Annotated in this window: 18 protein-coding genes; 5 read left to right on the top strand and 13 right to left on the bottom strand. The window is 59.0% G+C overall.

All coding sequences use genetic code 11. The annotated features are described in order from the left end of the window. The first annotated feature begins 4 nt into the window (after positions 1-4). The gene (locus tag METLA_RS0108415) at positions 5-514 is read left to right on the top strand and encodes a DUF3280 domain-containing protein (protein WP_024298125.1); all 510 of its coding nucleotides are present in this window, start codon (positions 5-7) and stop codon (positions 512-514) included. 34 nt (positions 515-548) lie between these two features. Here METLA_RS0108415 and METLA_RS0108420 read toward each other — a convergent pair whose 3' ends face one another. Continuing rightward, the gene (locus METLA_RS0108420) at positions 549-1,259 is read right to left on the bottom strand and encodes an autoinducer binding domain-containing protein (protein ID WP_024298126.1); all 711 of its coding nucleotides are present in this window, start codon (positions 1,257-1,259) and stop codon (positions 549-551) included. A gap of 242 nt (positions 1,260-1,501) precedes the next feature. Here METLA_RS0108420 and METLA_RS0108425 point away from each other — a divergent pair, with 242 nt between their 5' ends. From METLA_RS0108425 to METLA_RS0108435, 3 genes are all read left to right on the top strand, one after another. After that, a complete protein-coding gene (locus METLA_RS0108425) occupies positions 1,502-2,185 on the top strand; it encodes a class I SAM-dependent methyltransferase (RefSeq protein WP_024298127.1) in 684 nt (227 codons plus the stop codon). A 77-nt stretch (positions 2,186-2,262) separates the two neighbouring features. After that, positions 2,263-2,817 carry a YbhB/YbcL family Raf kinase inhibitor-like protein gene (locus METLA_RS0108430; RefSeq protein ID WP_024298128.1) on the top strand — a complete coding sequence of 185 codons (555 nt, stop codon included), beginning with the start codon at positions 2,263-2,265 and terminating at the stop codon, positions 2,815-2,817. 156 nt (positions 2,818-2,973) lie between these two features. Next, positions 2,974-3,555 (top strand): peroxiredoxin, encoded by a 582-nt coding sequence (locus tag METLA_RS0108435; protein ID WP_029646538.1) that lies wholly within the window; start codon positions 2,974-2,976, stop codon positions 3,553-3,555. 69 nt (positions 3,556-3,624) lie between these two features. Here METLA_RS0108435 and METLA_RS0108440 read toward each other — a convergent pair whose 3' ends face one another. From METLA_RS0108440 to METLA_RS0108450, 3 genes are all read right to left on the bottom strand, one after another. Beyond that, positions 3,625-6,840: an efflux RND transporter permease subunit gene (locus tag METLA_RS0108440; RefSeq protein ID WP_024298130.1), complete on the bottom strand. Its 3,216-nt coding sequence runs from the start codon at positions 6,838-6,840 to the stop codon at positions 3,625-3,627. Beyond that, positions 6,837-8,018 (bottom strand): efflux RND transporter periplasmic adaptor subunit, encoded by a 1,182-nt coding sequence (locus tag METLA_RS0108445; protein ID WP_024298131.1) that lies wholly within the window; start codon positions 8,016-8,018, stop codon positions 6,837-6,839. Before METLA_RS0108445 ends, METLA_RS0108440 begins: the two co-directional genes overlap by 4 nt. Positions 8,019-8,080: 62 nt before the next feature. After that, the gene (locus METLA_RS0108450; RefSeq protein WP_024298132.1) at positions 8,081-8,482 is read right to left on the bottom strand and encodes a PepSY-associated TM helix domain-containing protein; all 402 of its coding nucleotides are present in this window, start codon (positions 8,480-8,482) and stop codon (positions 8,081-8,083) included. A 293-nt stretch (positions 8,483-8,775) separates the two neighbouring features. Here METLA_RS0108450 and cysC point away from each other — a divergent pair, with 293 nt between their 5' ends. Then, positions 8,776-9,393 carry an adenylyl-sulfate kinase gene (cysC, locus tag METLA_RS0108455; RefSeq protein WP_024298133.1) on the top strand — a complete coding sequence of 206 codons (618 nt, stop codon included), beginning with the start codon at positions 8,776-8,778 and terminating at the stop codon, positions 9,391-9,393. Here the strand turns inward: cysC and METLA_RS0108460 are convergent. The 9 genes from METLA_RS0108460 to METLA_RS0108500 all read right to left on the bottom strand — a co-directional run bounded on the left by METLA_RS0108460 (position 9,374) and on the right by METLA_RS0108500 (position 17,232). After that, positions 9,374-10,081 (bottom strand): 4'-phosphopantetheinyl transferase family protein, encoded by a 708-nt coding sequence (locus tag METLA_RS0108460; RefSeq protein WP_024298134.1) that lies wholly within the window; start codon positions 10,079-10,081, stop codon positions 9,374-9,376. The genes cysC and METLA_RS0108460 overlap by 20 nt on opposite strands. Positions 10,082-10,381: 300 nt before the next feature. Further along, a complete protein-coding gene (locus METLA_RS0108465) occupies positions 10,382-11,458 on the bottom strand; it encodes a sigma-54 interaction domain-containing protein (protein WP_024298135.1) in 1,077 nt (358 codons plus the stop codon). A 258-nt stretch (positions 11,459-11,716) separates the two neighbouring features. Then, positions 11,717-12,028: a Sec-independent protein translocase protein TatB gene (gene tatB, locus METLA_RS0108470; protein WP_024298136.1), complete on the bottom strand. Its 312-nt coding sequence runs from the start codon at positions 12,026-12,028 to the stop codon at positions 11,717-11,719. Positions 12,029-12,037: 9 nt separating this feature from the next. Continuing rightward, a complete protein-coding gene (locus tag METLA_RS0108475) occupies positions 12,038-12,253 on the bottom strand; it encodes a Sec-independent protein translocase subunit TatA (RefSeq protein ID WP_024298137.1) in 216 nt (71 codons plus the stop codon). Positions 12,254-12,338: 85 nt separating this feature from the next. Beyond that, the gene (locus tag METLA_RS0108480) at positions 12,339-13,967 is read right to left on the bottom strand and encodes a PepSY domain-containing protein (RefSeq protein ID WP_024298138.1); all 1,629 of its coding nucleotides are present in this window, start codon (positions 13,965-13,967) and stop codon (positions 12,339-12,341) included. Positions 13,968-13,999: 32 nt separating this feature from the next. Continuing rightward, positions 14,000-14,665 carry a c-type cytochrome gene (locus METLA_RS0108485; protein ID WP_024298139.1) on the bottom strand — a complete coding sequence of 222 codons (666 nt, stop codon included), beginning with the start codon at positions 14,663-14,665 and terminating at the stop codon, positions 14,000-14,002. A 2-nt stretch (positions 14,666-14,667) separates the two neighbouring features. Beyond that, a complete protein-coding gene (locus tag METLA_RS0108490) occupies positions 14,668-15,255 on the bottom strand; it encodes a peroxiredoxin (protein WP_024298140.1) in 588 nt (195 codons plus the stop codon). Positions 15,256-15,266: 11 nt separating this feature from the next. Then, positions 15,267-15,653 carry a cytochrome c gene (locus tag METLA_RS0108495; RefSeq protein ID WP_024298141.1) on the bottom strand — a complete coding sequence of 129 codons (387 nt, stop codon included), beginning with the start codon at positions 15,651-15,653 and terminating at the stop codon, positions 15,267-15,269. A gap of 112 nt (positions 15,654-15,765) precedes the next feature. Then, complete coding sequence (locus tag METLA_RS0108500; protein ID WP_024298142.1) at positions 15,766-17,232, bottom strand: DUF1501 domain-containing protein; 1,467 nt, start codon at positions 17,230-17,232, stop codon at positions 15,766-15,768. Positions 17,233-17,255: the final 23 nt, after the last annotated feature.

Consider the following 17,255-nt stretch of genomic DNA (forward strand, 5'->3'; position numbering starts at 1 on the left):
TACCATGAACCGTCCGACGTTAACGCGAATCCTCCTATCCATCCTGTTGCTGGCCAGCCATACAGGGCAAGCCGCACCGCGCATCGCAATCCTGAGCTTTGAATTGAACGATATTACCTCCCTGCCCAATACGCCCGAGGAGCAACGGCGCACCGCATCCATGCGGCCGTTGCTGGAACAGGCGCTCGGCAAGACGGGTGATTATGAAATCATTCGGATTCCCGCCGCAGACCAAGCCGCCGCCAATTCGGGCTTTGGCTATTTGTTCCGCTTCGATGAACTCGCCGCCAAACTGGGCGAGCGGCATGGTGCCGACTGGGTGCTTGTCGGCCAACATAGCAAACCCAGCTTCTTGTTTTCCTATCTGCTGACGAATTTGATTGATGTGAAGAGCCAAGCGCTGGCCGCAAGCTATGCGATTGAGCTGAAAGGCAATCACGAAAAAGTCACCCAGCGGGGCATCAAATCGCTTGCCGATAAGATTCAGGCATCGATCAACAAACCCCGTCTATAGATTTCGTGCTATGTGCCCTGCCCCATCATGCCGCCTACAATAACCCCAACAGCGCCGCCTTGACCGCCGCTGCCGTTTTGTTGGCGGCATTCAGCTTAGTGACGACATTATTGATATGAAAATTGACCGTGCGCTCGGTAATACGGAGTATGCTCGCGATGTCGCTAGCCGTCTTGCCGTCGGCCGTCCAGCGCAGCACCGAAATCTCGCGGTTTGACAATTTTACATGGATTTCCGGCATCAGTTTCGGCGCCAAGCAGCGCGATAGGCCGGCGTGCGCAACCTGGGTCAGCCAAGCCATTTTGAATGTCTTCGCCGACAGTTCTGTTGCAGAGATCGGCTCATCCGAGCGCGCCAGCGTTAACATGCCTGCCGTGCCATGGAAATCATGGATGGCTTGCGCCCAGCCGTAACGCAAGCCATGGGAGCGCGCCTCCTCCCATAGTTCACCCGCTGGACTGAATAGCTCATCCGTCCAGATGACAGGCATGAGCGAACGCATCGCGTGATGTACGGTCGGGTCGACCGCAAGATAATCTTTTGCTTGATATTGCGCTTGCCAGGCCGTCGGATAATTATTGAGCATGACGGTTTTGGGCTGATTAACCGGGATCGGCATACGCAAACCATAGGCGCAATAGTCAAAGCCCAGCTCCTTGCTGAAGGAAAGCAGGGTTTGAAAAAACTGCTGCTCGGACTGAATGGACTGCAATGCCTGAAGTTGATTCTCTTGCCAGGTGTTCATGGATGGCGTCGCTTACCAATATCGGATTTTACGGGTGGATCAATGATGAGACTGGTTACACGGAGCGAAACAGAGGGTGACGAAGCGTAGTTGCAAAGCTTGGTCAAATGCTATTTCAAATGCACCCCCAACCGCATAACCTGTCATTATTGACAGTTGTTTCTGGTCACGAAATCCAGTCTAATGAGACCTTCAGGATAGAATATCCTTATACCGCCGAACTACACAGCAGGATCATCCACATGGGTTTTACACTTGCCAAAGTCGTACCGTGGGGACGTTCGTATGACGAATACATCCGCATGTTCAGCCTGACCGAGGCCGATCTTGGGCTTCGCATTCTGGGCTGCGGCGACGGTCCGGCGAGCTTCAATGCCGAGCTCACCCAACGCGGCGGCACTATCGTCTCGATAGATCCGGTCTACGTTTTTGACGCAGAACAGATCAAGAACCGTATCTCCGACACGTATGATATCGTGATGTCGCAAATGATCAAAAACCAGAGTGATTACGTTTGGGAAGCCATTCCGTCAATCGAGCGGCTCGGGAGTCTTCGCATGTCGGCGATGGAAATCTTCCTCGCCGACTTCGAGGCGGGCAAGCAGGAAGGCAGATATATCCCGGGGGAGTTGCCGTCGCTGCCTTTTACAAATGAAGAATTCGATATCGCCTTGTCGTCTCATTTCCTGTTTTTATACAGCGCCCACTTGTCAGCCGAGTTTCATCTTCGGGCTCTCCGGGAAATGCTGCGCGTATCCCGCGAGGTGCGCGTGTTTCCCTTGCTGATGCTCGATGGCACGCCATCGCCCCACCTGGCTTTCGTGAGCGAACGTCTTGCAAGCGATGGCTTCGAGATTGAGGTCAAGCGCGTAGCTTACGAGTTTCAGCGCGGCGGCAATGAAATGCTGGTTATCAAGCACCTCTAGCACGGGACACAACCGGACTTGCCCAAACCCCACGTTCCACGTTATCTATCTCATTTTAACCCGCAAAGGAAATGACTATGCTTCACCCACGCATCCCGTTCATTATTGGTTTTTGCTTGGCTCCCATGGTAGCGCACGCCGGGAGTTTGACACTTAAAAGCCCAACCCTCAAGCCTGGAGCGACCCTGACTAAAGAACAGGAATTTAACGGATTTGGCTGTGGGGGAAAAAATCAGTCGCCTGCACTTAAATGGACGGCAGGACCGAAAGGCACCCAAAGCTATGCTATTACGCTGTATGACCCTGATGCACCCACGGGATCGGGCTGGTGGCATTGGGTTGTTTACAATATCCCCGCGCAGGTGACCGAGCTGGCGGCCGGCGCCGGCGATGCAACCGGAAAGCTGCTGCCGGCGAATGCGATCCAAGGCCGTACGGATTTCGGCACGCATGAATTCGGCGGCGCCTGTCCGCCAGTCGGCGATAAGCCGCATCGCTATATTTTCACGGTGCATGCGCTCAAGATTGAAAAAATCGATGTCCCGGCAGAGTCGTCGGCTGCGTTAATCGGCTTTATGATTCATGGCAACTCGCTCGGAAAAGCCAGTTTCACGGCCAAGTATCGGCGCTAACACGTGAGTAAGCATCATCATTTTCATGTAGCACTATGATCACTTTGCCCTTCCGTCCCCTTAGGACACCCAGGAAAATGAAAATGTCCCATGGCTTGCATACGATGGCATTCCTGTCTATCCGGAATGGCCGCCAAAATCCTAAAGAGAGTGAAAATGCCAAATCATAATGAACTGCCCAAAGATTTTCTTCGCGGCATCCCGAACGATCTTCCCATTCCGCTTGATGATGGCGCCTGCGACCATCTGGAAGGACTAATGCTTCCCTCGGTCAATCTGCCTGCAACGACCGGCGGCACTGTCGACCCTTCCCTGTTTAGCGGTTGGCTCGTGATTTACTGTTATCCGATGACAGGACGACCGGGACGTACGATACCTGACGGCTGGGTTCAGATACCGGGAGCCGCAGGCTGTACTCCCCAAGCTTGCTCCTTCCGTGACTATTATCGCGAGTTGCAGGCATTGAATGCGACTGTATTCGGGATCAGCACGCAATCCCCGGAAGATCAGCTTGAAGCCGCGAACCGCCTGCATCTTCCATTCGGTCTATTGAGCGATGCCTCTTTTCAGTTTGCCCAAGGTCTGCGCTTGCCGATGTTTGAAATAGACGGCATGCGCCTGAACAAGCGCGTGACGCTGATTGCGAAAGATGGAAAAATCCGGAAATGCTTTTATCCGGTATTTCCGCCTGACAAGAACATAGAGGAAGTCCAGGCTTGGCTACAGGAGCAGGGTTAATTCGTTCGGCTCTCTGCCACCTCCACAGTTTTTTTCTCGCTCCCACGCGCCCCGCGAGGGAACCAGAAATCAGCGCGGCACCTCACTGCCGGGCAATTCCAGCTCGACCCTGTGAGGATCTTTCGCCTTTAGGGTCGCGGCGGAATGTTTTTCCCGTCCGCCCAGAATCGCATAACCCACCGGCGTCAAAATCAGACTGGCGGCCATGCCGATCAACAGGCCGGCCGACAGCGACAAGGTCATCGGAATCAAAAATTGCGCTTGCGGGCTGGTTTCGAGCAAGGTCGGCAAAAAGCCTGCGAAGTTGGTCAGAAAGGCGAGCAGGATCGGCCGGAAGCGCGAGGTGCAGGCCGCGACGATCAGGGTTTCGACCGGTTGCTCCTCATCGCCGTGCTGGCGGATATAATCGAGCAACACCAGGCTGTCGTTGACCACGACCCCGCTGGCCGCGATCATGCCGACCAGCGACTCCATCGACAACGGCAGGCCGGCGGCCCAGTGCGCGAGCACCGCTCCGCACCAGGCCACCGGCGCCGCCAGCAGAAAGATCAGCGGTTTCGTGTAGGAGCGGAACGGCACCGCGATCAGCGCATAGATGACCAGCAAGGCGATCATCGTGTTCTTCCCGAACGCGAGCAGCATCGCTTCCTGCTCCTGGCGCTGCTGGCCGATCGTAATCGTCACGCCCGGAAACGCCCGCTGCAAGGCCGGAAACGCCTCCTTTTCCAAGGACGCATAGATGCCGTTCGCGTCGGCCAGGGTCGGATCGACGCGGGCCTCTACCTTCAACACGCGCTGCCGATCTTCCCGGTTGATGCGGGAATAGCCCTGTATCAGCTTGACCTCGGCCAGATCCGCCAGAGCCGCGCTGGCGCCGTTCGGCAACCGGATCGGCTGGGCCTTCAATTGATCCAGCGACCGGCGTTCGTCCAGCGGATAGCGCAGCATCACCTTGACCTCCCGGCGGCCGCGCAGGAAGCGGTGCACTTCCTCGCCGTAATAACCGTGGCGCACCTGATCGGCCAGGTGTTCCAGGCGCAAACCGAGGCGCTCCGCCTCCGGTTTCAGGCTCAAGCGGATTTCCGGCTTGCCGGGCTCGGAGGAATCGATCACATCGTAAACGCCGGGGAAAGCCTGAATCCGTTGCTTGAGCGCCGCGACGGCCGGCGCCAACACCTCGGAATCGGAAGCCCCGAGCAGCAGTTCGATATCGTAGGGCTCGTCGCCCTCCTTGAAGATGAAATCGACCTTGCCGCGGCCGATGTCGCCGATCCTTTGCCGCCAGTCGCGGATAAATTCCTCGACCTTGATCCGTTGCCGGCCTTCGGCGGACAATTCCAGCCAGATGCCGGCGCCATGTTCCCAAACAATCGTTTCGACTCCGACGATCACGCTCCGATCGTTCGCGTGCGCCGCGTACACGCTGCCCTTGGCGGGCTGGCCTTTGCCGGCGACGCCATCCAATTCGTCGCGCAACGCAAACAAGGCATTTTCGACCTGGGTCGCCAAGGCCTCGGCCTCGCTGTAAGGCGCGCTTTGCGGCAACTGCATCGATACCCAGAAGCTGTCCTTGGTCACGTCCGGATTGATCGACCGCCTGACCCGGTCGCTCCAGACCAGCGCGGCGCACAGGATCAACAAGGCCGCGAACAGGGCCACCGTCAAATAGCGCCAGCTCAAGGCGGTGTGCAGGAAGGGCCGGTAAACCCGCTCGACGAATCGGTCGAGTCCCAGGTTCAGGCGGCCGCGCAATCGTTGCAGCCGCGTCGGCCGCGATTGGCTCTCGACTGCGGAAACCAGATGCGAAGGCAGGATCAGCAGCGCCTCGACCAGCGAGAACACCAAGGTCAGGATCATGATCAGGCAAATCGGCCGCATCATCTGGCCGGCCCAGCCGGGCAGAAACAGGCCGGGCAGAAACGCCACCAGCACGATCAGCACCGACAACGCCACCGGCAAAGCCACCGATTCGACGCCGTGGACAGCAGCCTCCAGCGGCGTCTCGCCGCCCTCGATCTGCCGGCTGTGCACGCTCTCGCCGATGATGATCGCGTCATCGACCAGGATGCCCATCGCCAATAAAAAGCCGAACAGCGACAGCATGTTCAGCGAAATATCCAGCGCCGGCATCAGGCAGAACGCGCCCAGCACCGAGGTAAAAATGCCGACACCGGCCCACAAGGCGACCCGCAGCCGCAAAAACAGGGTCAACACCAGGCACACCAGCACGAAACCGCTCAAGCCGTCTTCCAGCAAGGTGCCGATGCGTTCATCATAAGCTTGCGAGTCGTCCCACCAGGTAATTAGGCGCAAGCCTTCCGGCAGCCTGGCGCGCATCTCCTGAATAAAGGCCTTCACCTGGCGCGCGACCGCCACGCTGTCTTGTTCGGTATGAACCTCCCAGCCTTGCGCGGTCTGGCCATTGTGGCGCCAGGTGGATAAACTCTCTTCCAGGCCGTCCTTGATCGTGGCGATCTGCCCCAGCCGCACCCGGCTGCCGTCCGGCAGCGACTTGATCACCAACGCGCCGACCGCATCGGCATCCTTGGCGCGGCCGTTCACGCGCAGCAGCAATTCACCGTCGGTGTTCTTGATCAAGCCGCCCGGCATTTCGACCGAAGCCTTGCGGATCGCCTGCGTGACCTCGTCCAAGGTCATCTGGTATTGGCGCAATTTCTCGGGAGCGACTTCGATGCCGATTTCGTAAGCGATCTCGCCGTAGTTGCGGACCCGGCTAACGCCGGGAATCGTCGCCAGTTGGTCCTGGATTTGGTCGCCGTAGCGTTGCAAGGTAAAGGCATCGGTCGCGCCGTGCAGCGCCACCCAGATCACGCCGTCATCGTCCTTGCGGTCGGTCGGCAGCACATCGATTTTTTCCAGTTGCTTCGGCAGGCGCTGGATCGACTGCACCCGTCCGCGCACCAGCGCCATCACTTGTTCGCGGTCGCGACCCGGCAGGATTTCGACGCCGACCCTGCAGGTATCGCCCCGGATTTCGCCATGCAGGTGCTTGATGCCGGGCAGATCGTGGATCGCTTCTTCAAGCGGAATGCAGACCGATTCCTCGACTTCCGAAGGCCCCGCGCCGGGAAAAACCGCCGATACCTCGATCTGATGCGGGCTGAAGCGGGGAAATACTTCTTTGCCTACCCCGAACACGCCGAGCACGCCGCCGGCCAATATCAACAGCATCAACAGATTGGCCGCCACCGGATTCGCGGCAAACCAGGCCAACAGGCCAGCGTTCTGCGGGCGCTTTTGCGCCTGATCGATCATTTTATTCATCGGGTATTTTCAGATTCGGATGCGGCGAGGCTGACCTGCATGCCTGCGACCGGCACCGGCATCTCCGAAATCACCACCCTGTCGCCTGCCTTCAGGCCGGATGTGACGATGACCCGGTCCGCTTCGGTGCGCAGCACGTCCAACGGGCGAATTTCAAGGCGCAGGTCTTGATCGACCAATTTCGCTTGCCGCAGGCTGTTCAATGCGCTGCGCGGCAAAGCAAACAATCCGTCTCGCCGCACGCCTTCGATTTCGGCCTGCACGAACAGGCCGCTCAAGAGGGGCGGGCGCGATGGCGTCGCCTGCTCGGGATGTTCGACTTGCGCGACCAGGTAGAGCTGGCCGCTGGCGCTGTCCAATGCAGCTTCGCTGCGGACAATACGACCTTGCCAATGCTGCGGTTTGCCGCCGACGGCGGCGCGCAGCGTCACCGCCGGCCACTGTCCGGAAGCCGACGCCCCACGGCCTAGCGGCAAATCCAGGAAGGCCAGTTGATCGAGGCCGATCGGCAGCCGGATTTCGGCGATGTCGCTGGCAAAAATCCTCGCCGCCACGCTGCCGGATTGCAGATACTGGCCGCGGCCGGCCTGCTTGCTCAGCACGCGCCCTGCGAACGGGGCCCGCAATTCGCAGCGGCTGCGGTCGAGCCGGGCCTTGGCCAGCTCGGCTTCGGCGGCTTTCAATTTGGCCTCCGCCTCGGCCAATTGCGGCTTGCGCAATGCCAGATCGCTGGCCTCGCCTTCGCCCAGCGCCTGCCATTCGTTCAGGGCCTGCTCGGCCTGAGCCTCTTCGCTGATCAAGGCCCGTTTCGCTTCGGACACTTTGGCCTGCGCGGCGACGACTGCATAGTCGTAATCGCGCGGATCGATCGTCAGCAGCAATTCGTTGGCCGCAAAAGCCCCGCCGGAAACCAGCGCCGGATGCATTTGGACGACTTTGCCGCTGACTTCCGCGATCAGGTCGATTTCCTCGCGCGGCGCCACCACGCCTTGCGACATCACGTTTAACCGCAGCGTTTGCGGTTCGGCGCGCAGGATCTCGACCTTAGGCGCCGCCGGTGCTTCCGCCTGCGGCATCACGTGCGGGCGCTGCTCGATCAGCGCCCAGGCAGCACCGATCGAAGTCAGCAAGACCAAGACCGGCAGCAGGATTTTGAAGGAGGATTGTCGATAATTCAAACGGCGCGCCTTGTGACGAAAAAAGTGATACGGTGATGCCAATTGGCCTACGCTGTGCAGCGCTAAAACTGCCGCTGCTTTTTTAACCAGATCACGACCCCGGTCACCGACAACATCACGATGACCAGACCCAGCAGACACACAAAGACGCGATAAGGCATGCCGAAGACATTGGCCATGTGCAATGCCAGTAACCAGGACGCTGCGGTGTTGCCGTTATACTGGCCGCTGGGCAACAGCAGCTGCTTTTGCTCTCCGCTATTGGCATCGAGCACGACCCGGGTCTGGCCGGCATGATCCTGAACATCGGCGCTGCTGCGCACGGTGTAGACATAGAAGCCTTTGGCACGGTTCAGCCATATCCCCACCGGCGACTCGATGCTGAAACCTTGCGCCGCCGCGGCCCGGGCCATCGCCAAACCGGTATAGCGGTGAACGATCACCCAGAATGGGCGGAATTTCATAACGGCTCCCCAATTTTTTCACGACGATTGCCCTATAGACGAACGAGCCGCCCCAATACCGCACCTCCAATTTAAAAAATTCAAATCCTGTTGTGCTTCCGCGGCGCGTTAACCCGCTTTCCGGCAGTGCGGGCAAGCGCCATAACAGCTCCAATCGGCGTTTAATCGGCTGACAGAATCTGAACGTTTTTGCTTCGACAATAATCTATGCGATAGAATGCGCTTTCCGACTGGTTCGCCCGACTCGATAACCGATTCAGTCCCCAACACTATCGATCTAGCTAAGCAGGCTCATGCGCAACGAATATAACCATGTCGTCTGGCATCAATCGCAAGTCACACGCGCCTGCCGGGAAGCGTTGAACGGCCATAAATCGGTGATCTTATGGTTCACGGGCTTATCCGGCGCCGGCAAATCAACCCTCGCCCATGCGGTCGAAAAGCGGCTGTACGAACAAAAATGTCACACCTTCGTGTTGGATGGCGACAACGTCAGGCACGGGCTTTCCAGCGACCTCGGCTTTGACGAGGCCGACAGAAAGGAAAACATTCGGCGAATTGCCCAAGTGGCGAAGCTGATGCTCGAAGCCGGCCACATTACCCTGACCGCCTTCATTTCGCCCTTCAGAATGGAGAGAAATCTGGCACGGCAAATCGTCGCCGAGGGGGATTTTATCGAAATTTACTGCAAATGCGCTTTGACCGTCTGCGAGCAGCGCGACGTCAAAGGCCTCTACCAAAAAGCAAGGCTCGGAGAAATACCGAATTTTACGGGCATCTCCTCCCCTTACGAAGCCCCCGAAAACCCCGAGTTAATCATCGACACCGATCAATCGAGCATCGACGAATGCGTCCAGCGCGTGCTGGATTATTTGCAGGGAAAAGGCATCATTACAGCCGCTTGTACGTAATCGTCGGCCGGCACGGCCCCGGAACAGTCAGAGCCCCGCTCAACCCGCCCGCCAATTCCAGATCCAGCAAACTCCAACAGTCCGGCCCGCCGTGACCGGCCGGCAAGGATAAAAACCGGCTCGGCCCGCAGGTTGCGCTCACCACTTGGGCAACATCCAGCTCAAGCCCTAAACCGACCGCTTTAACAAAGCTTTCCTTGCGCGCCCACAAGCGGAAAAAAAATTCTCGTTTTTCTGCCGCGGGCAAAGTCCGCCAAAAGCCGCGCTCGGCATCGGCGAAGCACAACGAGAGCACCGCTTCGTAATCGACCGCATCGTTCCAGACCTCGATATCGACACCGACCTCCTGAACCTGGCTGACGCCAACCAATAACTGGTCGCCGGAATGCGCCAGATTGAATTTAATGCCATGCGTTTCATCGCCGACGATATAAGGCTTGCCGTATGTCTGCGCGGCCAAATCGATCGCTTCCGGCGGCAGTGGCAGATAGGTCGCCAAAATCAGCCTAAGCTTGCCGTGGCTGACCACATAGCGCCTGCGATCAAGCTCGCGCCGAAAACGCTTCGCCTTGGCCTGTTCGCCGCTATCCAGCAAGGCCTCATAAGCGCGGACATCGTTACCGTTGACGGCGTCGAGCGGCTCTAACCACAGGTCGACGGTGGCGGCGCGAGGACTATCGATTTTCATTGCGCATCCCGAGAAAGCAAAAAAGTTTGCCAACTTAACCCGATCGGCGGTGAAAATTCAACCTTGGCTGAGCCCAACGTTCTGCTGTCCGAATCGCAAGCGCGGTTCAGACTGCATTCCAACACCGCGCGCTGGAACGAGAAGACTGAATTTCGGGAAGTTAATCTTGACCAAACTCTAAATTGGCAGGCATGAAAAAGCCGCCGGTCCTGCGGACTCGGCGGCTTATTGACAGCTTAGCGTGCCGTCACGCTTGGCTCTTTAGAAGTAAAAGACGGCTACATTTCGAAGTGCGGGAGCCTATGCCACCACCGCCATCGTATCGCCGACGACCCTTTTCTGCCCGCTCGGCAGCATGCCGTACATGCCGAGTTTATGCCGCAAGACGTTGCGGCTGATATTCAGCAGCTTTGCGGTCTGCACCTGGTTTTCCTCGCAAAACTCGAAAGCGGTGCGGATCACGGTTTCCTCGATCAGATCGTATAACTGGGGCGGCGCTTGTTCGCAAAGCCGCAATAACGCATTTTCCAGCGACGTGGTCGATATTGACGGCGCGCTATCCACGACCCTGACCCCTGAAAGTTTGAAGTCTTCCGGCCTGAGCCGATTGCCTGGGCAGACCAGGAGCGAGCGGTGAATGGCGTTTTCGAGTTCGCGGATATTGCCGGGCCAGTCGTAGTTCAACAGCAACTGTTCGGCGGCGGGCAGCAGAGTGATCTCGCCATAGCCCAGGCGGTCGGCATAGATTTTCAGAAAATGCCGGGCCAGAGGCAAAATGTCGCCGGGACGGTCGCGCAGCGGCGACAGATGGACGGTGGCGACGTTGAAACGGTAATACAGATCGGCGCGAAAATGCGAGGCCGCCACCGCTTCTTCCAGGTTGACGTTGGTGGCGGCGATGATCCTCACATCCACCGGCACCGGCTGCCGTGAGCCGACTCTGACCACCTCGCGTTCCTGCAATACCCGGAGCAGTTTGGCCTGCAAGCCGAGCGGCAAATCGCCGACCTCGTCGAGGAACAGGGTGCCTTTATCGGCGACCTTGAACCATCCGTCCTTGCTGGTTATCGCCCCGGTAAAGGAGCCTTTTTCGTGACCGAACAGCTCGCTTTCGATCAGGTTTTCGCTTAGCGCCGCGCAGTTCAATGCGCCGAAGGTATTTCGGTTGCGCTTGCTGAGCGCGTGAATGTGGCGAGCGACCAGTTCCTTGCCGGTTCCGGTTTCGCCGATGATCAATACGGTCGCATCGCTCGGCGCGATGCGCTCGATCTGTTCCAGCAGATGGCGGGAAACCGGGTCCTCGAAAACCATCGCCGTCGCCCGCAGCGATAGCGAAAGCGAGCGCGACTGCAGTTCGTCAAAAGCCAGTAATGTCATCAGTGTCCCCCTTCATTAGAATCGGCGCCGTTGCCGCCGAAAAAAATAGTCTTGTCATCATACGACTTCTCCGACGGGCGAACCCGCCCTGAGTCGTATAATACGGGGCTTTATCCTCTGCTTAAAAACGATATTATTAGAATTGCATATGCTTTTTTGACATATAAACTGGACGCCACACCGCGCCGCGGCTGGGTCTTGCAAGAAAGATTCGGCGGGGCGAATATTGCCGATAAAGGCACGAGGCCGCAGCCGCGGTTATGACACAGGCGTACCGGTGCCGCCGCCGGCTGCCGGGACCACCAAAGCCTCGATCGCGTCGTTGATGTCGATGATCGCGGCCTCGCCGTCGTCCAGCGTGCGTTGTAATTCGGCGGCGATAAAACGTTGCCGGAGCTCTTCGGCCTGCAATTCAAGCTGCATTTCCGCCTTGACCGCCGCGACCGTTCGGCGCGACTTGCCCAGCCAAAAACCGGCAAGACGCGCGACCGCAGGCAGCTTTTCCGGGCCGATCACGACCAGCGCCACCAGACCGACCACCAGCAATTCGGATAAGCCGACCTCGAACATAGAGCCGTCTCAGACCTTGGACTTTTGCGGCACGACGATGCCGTCTTCCAGCGCTTCGTCGTCGCGACGGACGAGGGATTGGTTCTCCTCCCCGTCTTTGACCGCGTTGCGAAAGCCTTTGATCGCCTCGCCCAGATCGGATCCGACCGTTTTCAGACGCCGGGTGCCGAATACCAGGATGATGATCGCCAATACCATTAACAGATGGGGAATACTAAAGCCCATGTTTTTTACTCCAAATTTTAAATGTTGTTTTGAGTTGCATAGACCTGCCAGGTTTTGAAAACCTGGCAGGTCTTCGGAAAATTCGTCAGGTCGCGTTTTCGGTCTTCAGCTTGCCGCCGGCCGCTACGGTCCGCGGCGCCGCCTGTTTTTTCGGCGCCAGCGACTTTTTCAGCCGCCGCCAGCCTATCACGACCGAACTCGCGCCGAGCACCAGGCCGAATGAAATCCAGACCAGCATCCAGACATCCCAGATCGGCCGGTAATACAGCCAGCCGAAATCCCAGTGGTGCAGGGCCGAATACAGCCAGCGGAAGACGCGGCGGCTGCGGTCGACTTTGCCGATCAGGCGGCCGTCTTGCGGATCGAGGTAGACCAGGGTGCCGCTGTCGTCACCGAGATTCGCGAGTACCACCGGCAGCGGTTTTTCGGCCGGGCCTTGATGGTGCCTCGGGTAATAGTAGCTGTCGTAGTCGTTCAATTCTTCCAGACTGGCTATCGGGGTCTCGCCCGCCAGCCGCTGCACGGCCGCTCTCATCGCCGCCTCGCCGAAGCGCGGGCTCGCGCCATTCAGCGTCTGCGGCAGACGCCGGCCGTCGCGGGTATTGGCGAGCAGCAGCGCTTCATCGCCCAGACGCCGCCAGACCAGTTCGACCACCTCGCGGCCGTCCGGCGCGGGCGTTATTAAAGCCTCCGGCCGCCAGTCGCGCATCGCGGCCGGTACCTCGCCGCCCAGGAAACGACTCAATTCCGCCTTGCTGTAATTTTCCTCGGTAAATAATTTGCCCGGATTGGTATCGAGAAAACCGCTGAAGGCCCAAAACAGCGCGACGCTGCCGCCGAGCAGGCCGCTCCAGAAATGCCACTTAGCCCAGAATTCGCGGTAAGGCTGGGTGCGGCCCTGCGAATAAGTCGGCTTGCCGCCGAAGCCCGGCCGCCAACGCAGCCAACCGATGATCAGGCCGGTCAGCGACGCGATAGTCGCGAACAAGCCCAGGCCCAGCTGGATGGTATGCCGGTATTCGCCGAGGCCGATCGCCTCCAGCGGCTTTAAGAGATGCAGCCAGTTGCCGCCCCAATAAAGCGCCCGATCCAGGCGGGTCGAGGCATGCAAGACCTCGCCGGTGCGTGCGGAGATCAGCAGTTCCCTGCCGTCCTCTGTCCCGATATGGTGGAACGGACGCAGGGTGTCCTGATTGCGCAGGATGATCGCTTTATCGACCGTTGCCAAATAACTCGGCTCGGCCGCTTCGCCGCCCTCGGCCTCGAACCAGTTCTTGGCGATTATCAATGCCTGCTCGGCCGAGGTTTCACGCAGCGCTCCGTCCACCGCCGACAACGCAAAGCGCATGCCGTGCGTATCCTCGACCAGCCACACCGGCTCGCCGGCTATCCTCAGCAAGCGGGCCTCGGCGATCGCCAGCGGGATGGGAGGTTGCTTGCCTGCCGCCTCGGTGTTGCCGGCGGGTTTGACCCGGCGCTCGGCCGCCGCCGCTTTACGCGGCTCGGCGCTGCGCTCCCAGACTTCGCCGAGACTCAGCCAGTTGGCCTCCGGTGCCAGGATTTCGGCATGGGCCAGTTGCTGGATCCGGCTCTGCCTGGTCGGCGTCGAATACATGATCGCGATGCCGGTCGAAAACCATGCGAACATGAACACGGCCAGCAGAATGCCTAGCCAGCGATGAACTTCATAGAGTAGCCAGTTCAATAGCTTCATTGTTGTGATCCTAAACGTTTGTATAGTGAAAACTACGGCGGCTGGAGCCCGGACAGATAATCGGCCAAGGCGTCGATTTCGTCGTCGCTCAGACGCTTGGCGACTTCGTTCATCACGCCGTCGGGGCTGTTATTGCGTTCGCCTAATTTCCAGCTGACCAACTGGGCGCGCAAATACACTTTGCGTTGGCCGCCCAGCATCGGATAAACCATGCCGTCCGTCCCCGCCCTGCCCTCGCCGTTACTGCCGTGGCACTCGGCGCAAGCCGGAATCTTGCGGACGGCATCGCCGTGCTCGAATAGCGGGCGCGCCGCCGCCTTGCCGCTGCCGTCGCGGCCCCGCATCGGTTTTTGCGCAGCGAAATAGGCCGCAATATCGGCGATGTCGGCCGCATCGAGATCCTCGGCCATCACCGACATCACCGCATGTCGCCGCGCGCCGGTCTGAAAATCGTGAAGTTGCTTGGCCAGATAGCCCGCGTATTGTCCGGCATGATTCGGAATCCTCGGGTCGCCGCTATTACCGTCGACGCCGTGGCATTCCTGGCAGCGACCGGCGTCCGACTTTTCCTTGCCGGCGGCCGGATTGCCGCCGCCTATGCGCGCGGATAATCCCTCGCCGCCAGGCTCGGCCGAGGTAGCCTCAATGGCTGCCAATAACACAAGCAAGCTCAACGCAATCCATTGCAGTAACCGCATCCTTAGATCGCCTTCTGCCCGGCCTTCAGTTGCTGCACGATTTCCAGGGCCTTGGCGACATTTTCCTTAGGCTTCAGGCCGCCGATATTGGCCGCGATCTTGCCGTCCGGAGTAATGATGAAAGTGGCCCGCTCGGCGAAACCGTGATTGATTTCAGCGCCGCGCGTATCGGTCTTGCCGGGCGCCGCAGCGCGCACGGCCACGTCGAAGGCCTTCGCGATCTTGCCGTCGGCGTCCGCGACCACCGGAAACTTGCCGGCGCAATATTCAGGGTCGGCGGAAAAATCGTTCAGCCTGTCGATACTGTCCAGCGAAACGCCGACGATGCTGGCGCCGGCGGCGGCGAATTTATCATGATCGACCGCAAACGTATGCGCCTGAATGTTGCAGCCGCCGGTATAGGCCGACGGATAGAAATACACCACCACCGGGCTCTTTTTCAGGGTTTCCTGCAGCGAATAATTCAGGGCCTTGCCGGCCAGCGACGCCTGCGCCTCGACAGCCGGAGCCGGGTGGCCCTCGGGCAGGACCGCGAGCGCCGGCAAAGCGATCAAATGAGAGAGCAGAACTTTCAAAAATAAGCGTTTCATCGTCATTCCGTTTACAGGGGTTTGTATTTGTCGTGGCAGGCGCCGCGGCATTGTTTGGAAAAATCGGCCGCGACATTGCCCGCGGTATCGGCATCGCCGGCGCTCAGCGCACTCTGAATCGCCTCGGCTTTTTTCTGGTAATCCTGCGCATTGGCTACCGCGTCGGCGGCATCGCCGCGATCGGCAAAATAGCCCTCGACCAGCTTGAATGCCTCTTGCAGTTCCTTGGCTTCCTTACCCGCGGTAGCGAAGTCCTTGGCCGCAATATTGTTCTGTACGTTTTGCGTCTTGGTTTCGACATCGTTCATCAATTCTTCGAAATCGAAATCGCTTTCGGCGGACACCGTGCCGCTGAACAGCGCGAAGGCGACCGCGAAAAAAATCATGGTGTTACGCATCTTAATAATCCTCATCCTTCAATCCCTGCCGCACTGCCGGCCGCCGGTCCAACCCGAAGGGCTGGGCCGGCCTTGATCGACCGGCAGCGCAAGCTCTTGTATGGCTGTGTCCTCAGGCAATCAATTCCTTGATGACCTTGCCGTAAACCACGGTCGGCCGTTCGGAGCGGCCCTGATATTTGTAGATCAGTTTCAGGTGATCGAGCCCCAGCTGGTTCAGAATCGTCGCATGCAGGTCATAGGTATCGACTTCGGTACCCTTGACGGCCTGTACGCCGAGTTCGTCGGTGCCGCCGTGGGTATAGCCCGCCTTGATGCCGCCGCCGGCAATCCACTGGGTGTAACCCCAAGGGTTGTGGTCGCGGCCGTCGCCCGATTCGCTCCACGGCGTGCGGCCGAACTCGGAAGTCCACACCACCAGGGTCGAGTCCAGGAGTCCTTTCTCCTTCAAATCCTTCAACAGGCCGGCGATCGGTTTATCGACGATGCGTGAATGCTTGCCGTGATTGTCTTCGATATTTTGATGAGCATCCCAGTCGCGGCTGTCGCCCTTGATGTCGGTCGGGCCGGAGACCACCTGAATGAAGCGCACGCCGCGCTCGGCCAGGCGGCGAGCGCGCAGCAGCAGTTCGCCGTAGGGCTTGGTCAGTTCGTCGTCGATGCCATACAGCGCCTTGGTCGCGTCGGATTCCTTGCTGTAATCGACCGCTTCCGGCGCGGTTTCCTGCATCCGGTAGGCCAGTTCGTAGGATTCGGTCCGGGCTTTCAGCTCGCTGTCCTGCGGATAGTGCGAACCGTGCTTTTGATTCAAGTGTTTCAGCAAATCCAGCGCATGGCGTTTTTCCGTTGCGGCCAGGTATTCCGGGTTGTTCAGATGCAGGATCGGCGAATTGCCCGGACGGAACGGAGTGCCCTGATACACCGCCGGCAGGAAGCCCGACTCCCAGTTGGTGACGCCGCCCCGAGGCTCGCGCTTGTCGTTGTAGAGCACCACATAGGCCGGCAGGTTCGGGTTCGCCGAGCCCAGCGCATACTGCACCCAGGCGCCGAGCGTCGGACGGCCCGGGTTCAGGCCGCCGGAGTTCAGTTTCATGATCGAAATGTCATGCGTCGCGCCGATCGTAATGCTGGATTTGATGAAGGCCAGATCGTCGGCGTGTTGCGCCAGATTCGGCAAAAAATCCGAGAACCAGGCGCCGCTTTGGCCATGCTGTTTCCAGGTGCGCTTGGTCGCAATCAGCTTGCTCACGCCGCCCTGGGTACTGGTTTTGATGCCTTCCAGAAACGACGCCGGCACCTTGGTTCCGGCCAGCTTGACCAGTTTCGGTTTGTAATCGTACAAATCCAGGGTGCTCGGCGCGCCCGCCATGTGCAGCCAGATCACAGTCTTGGCCTTGGCCGCGAAATGCGGTGCCTTCTCCGCCAATGGACTGGCGGCGCCTACCAGCGCCTGTAATCCGGCATCATCGGCCAAGGCGCTGGCGATCACACCGCCGCCCGGAATCATACCGGTAACGGCCAATCCGCCCAATCCATAGCCGGTGTTTACTAAGAAATCTCGACGCGACTTGTTTTTCATGTGGTAAACCTCTTCAAATAATT

The sequence above is a fragment of the Methylomicrobium lacus LW14 genome, from assembly GCF_000527095.1.
GTDB classification, from domain to species: Bacteria; Pseudomonadota; Gammaproteobacteria; order Methylococcales; family Methylomonadaceae; genus Methylomicrobium; species Methylomicrobium lacus.

Excerpts from the sequence above, each read along its gene's own strand:
- METLA_RS0108495 (WP_024298141.1), bottom strand. The coding sequence starts at position 15,653 with ATGCGTAACACCATGATTTTTTTCGCGGTCGCCTTCGCGCTGTTCAGC.
- METLA_RS0108415 (WP_024298125.1), top strand. The coding sequence starts at position 5 with ATGAACCGTCCGACGTTAACGCGAATCCTCCTATCCATCCTGTTGCTG.
- METLA_RS0108475 (WP_024298137.1), bottom strand. The coding sequence starts at position 12,253 with ATGGGCTTTAGTATTCCCCATCTGTTAATGGTATTGGCGATCATCATC.
- METLA_RS0108465 (WP_024298135.1), bottom strand. The coding sequence starts at position 11,458 with ATGACATTACTGGCTTTTGACGAACTGCAGTCGCGCTCGCTTTCGCTA.
- METLA_RS0108440 (WP_024298130.1), bottom strand. The coding sequence starts at position 6,840 with ATGAATAAAATGATCGATCAGGCGCAAAAGCGCCCGCAGAACGCTGGC.
- METLA_RS0108500 (WP_024298142.1), bottom strand. The coding sequence starts at position 17,232 with ATGAAAAACAAGTCGCGTCGAGATTTCTTAGTAAACACCGGCTATGGA.
- METLA_RS0108460 (WP_024298134.1), bottom strand. The coding sequence starts at position 10,081 with ATGAAAATCGATAGTCCTCGCGCCGCCACCGTCGACCTGTGGTTAGAG.
- METLA_RS0108420 (WP_024298126.1), bottom strand. The coding sequence starts at position 1,259 with ATGAACACCTGGCAAGAGAATCAACTTCAGGCATTGCAGTCCATTCAG.
- METLA_RS0108490 (WP_024298140.1), bottom strand. The coding sequence starts at position 15,255 with ATGAAACGCTTATTTTTGAAAGTTCTGCTCTCTCATTTGATCGCTTTG.
- tatB (WP_024298136.1), bottom strand. The coding sequence starts at position 12,028 with ATGTTCGAGGTCGGCTTATCCGAATTGCTGGTGGTCGGTCTGGTGGCG.
- METLA_RS0108450 (WP_024298132.1), bottom strand. The coding sequence starts at position 8,482 with ATGAAATTCCGCCCATTCTGGGTGATCGTTCACCGCTATACCGGTTTG.
- METLA_RS0108485 (WP_024298139.1), bottom strand. The coding sequence starts at position 14,665 with ATGCGGTTACTGCAATGGATTGCGTTGAGCTTGCTTGTGTTATTGGCA.
- METLA_RS0108425 (WP_024298127.1), top strand. The coding sequence starts at position 1,502 with ATGGGTTTTACACTTGCCAAAGTCGTACCGTGGGGACGTTCGTATGAC.
- METLA_RS0108430 (WP_024298128.1), top strand. The coding sequence starts at position 2,263 with ATGCTTCACCCACGCATCCCGTTCATTATTGGTTTTTGCTTGGCTCCC.
- METLA_RS0108435 (WP_029646538.1), top strand. The coding sequence starts at position 2,974 with ATGCCAAATCATAATGAACTGCCCAAAGATTTTCTTCGCGGCATCCCG.
- cysC (WP_024298133.1), top strand. The coding sequence starts at position 8,776 with ATGCGCAACGAATATAACCATGTCGTCTGGCATCAATCGCAAGTCACA.
- METLA_RS0108480 (WP_024298138.1), bottom strand. The coding sequence starts at position 13,967 with ATGAAGCTATTGAACTGGCTACTCTATGAAGTTCATCGCTGGCTAGGC.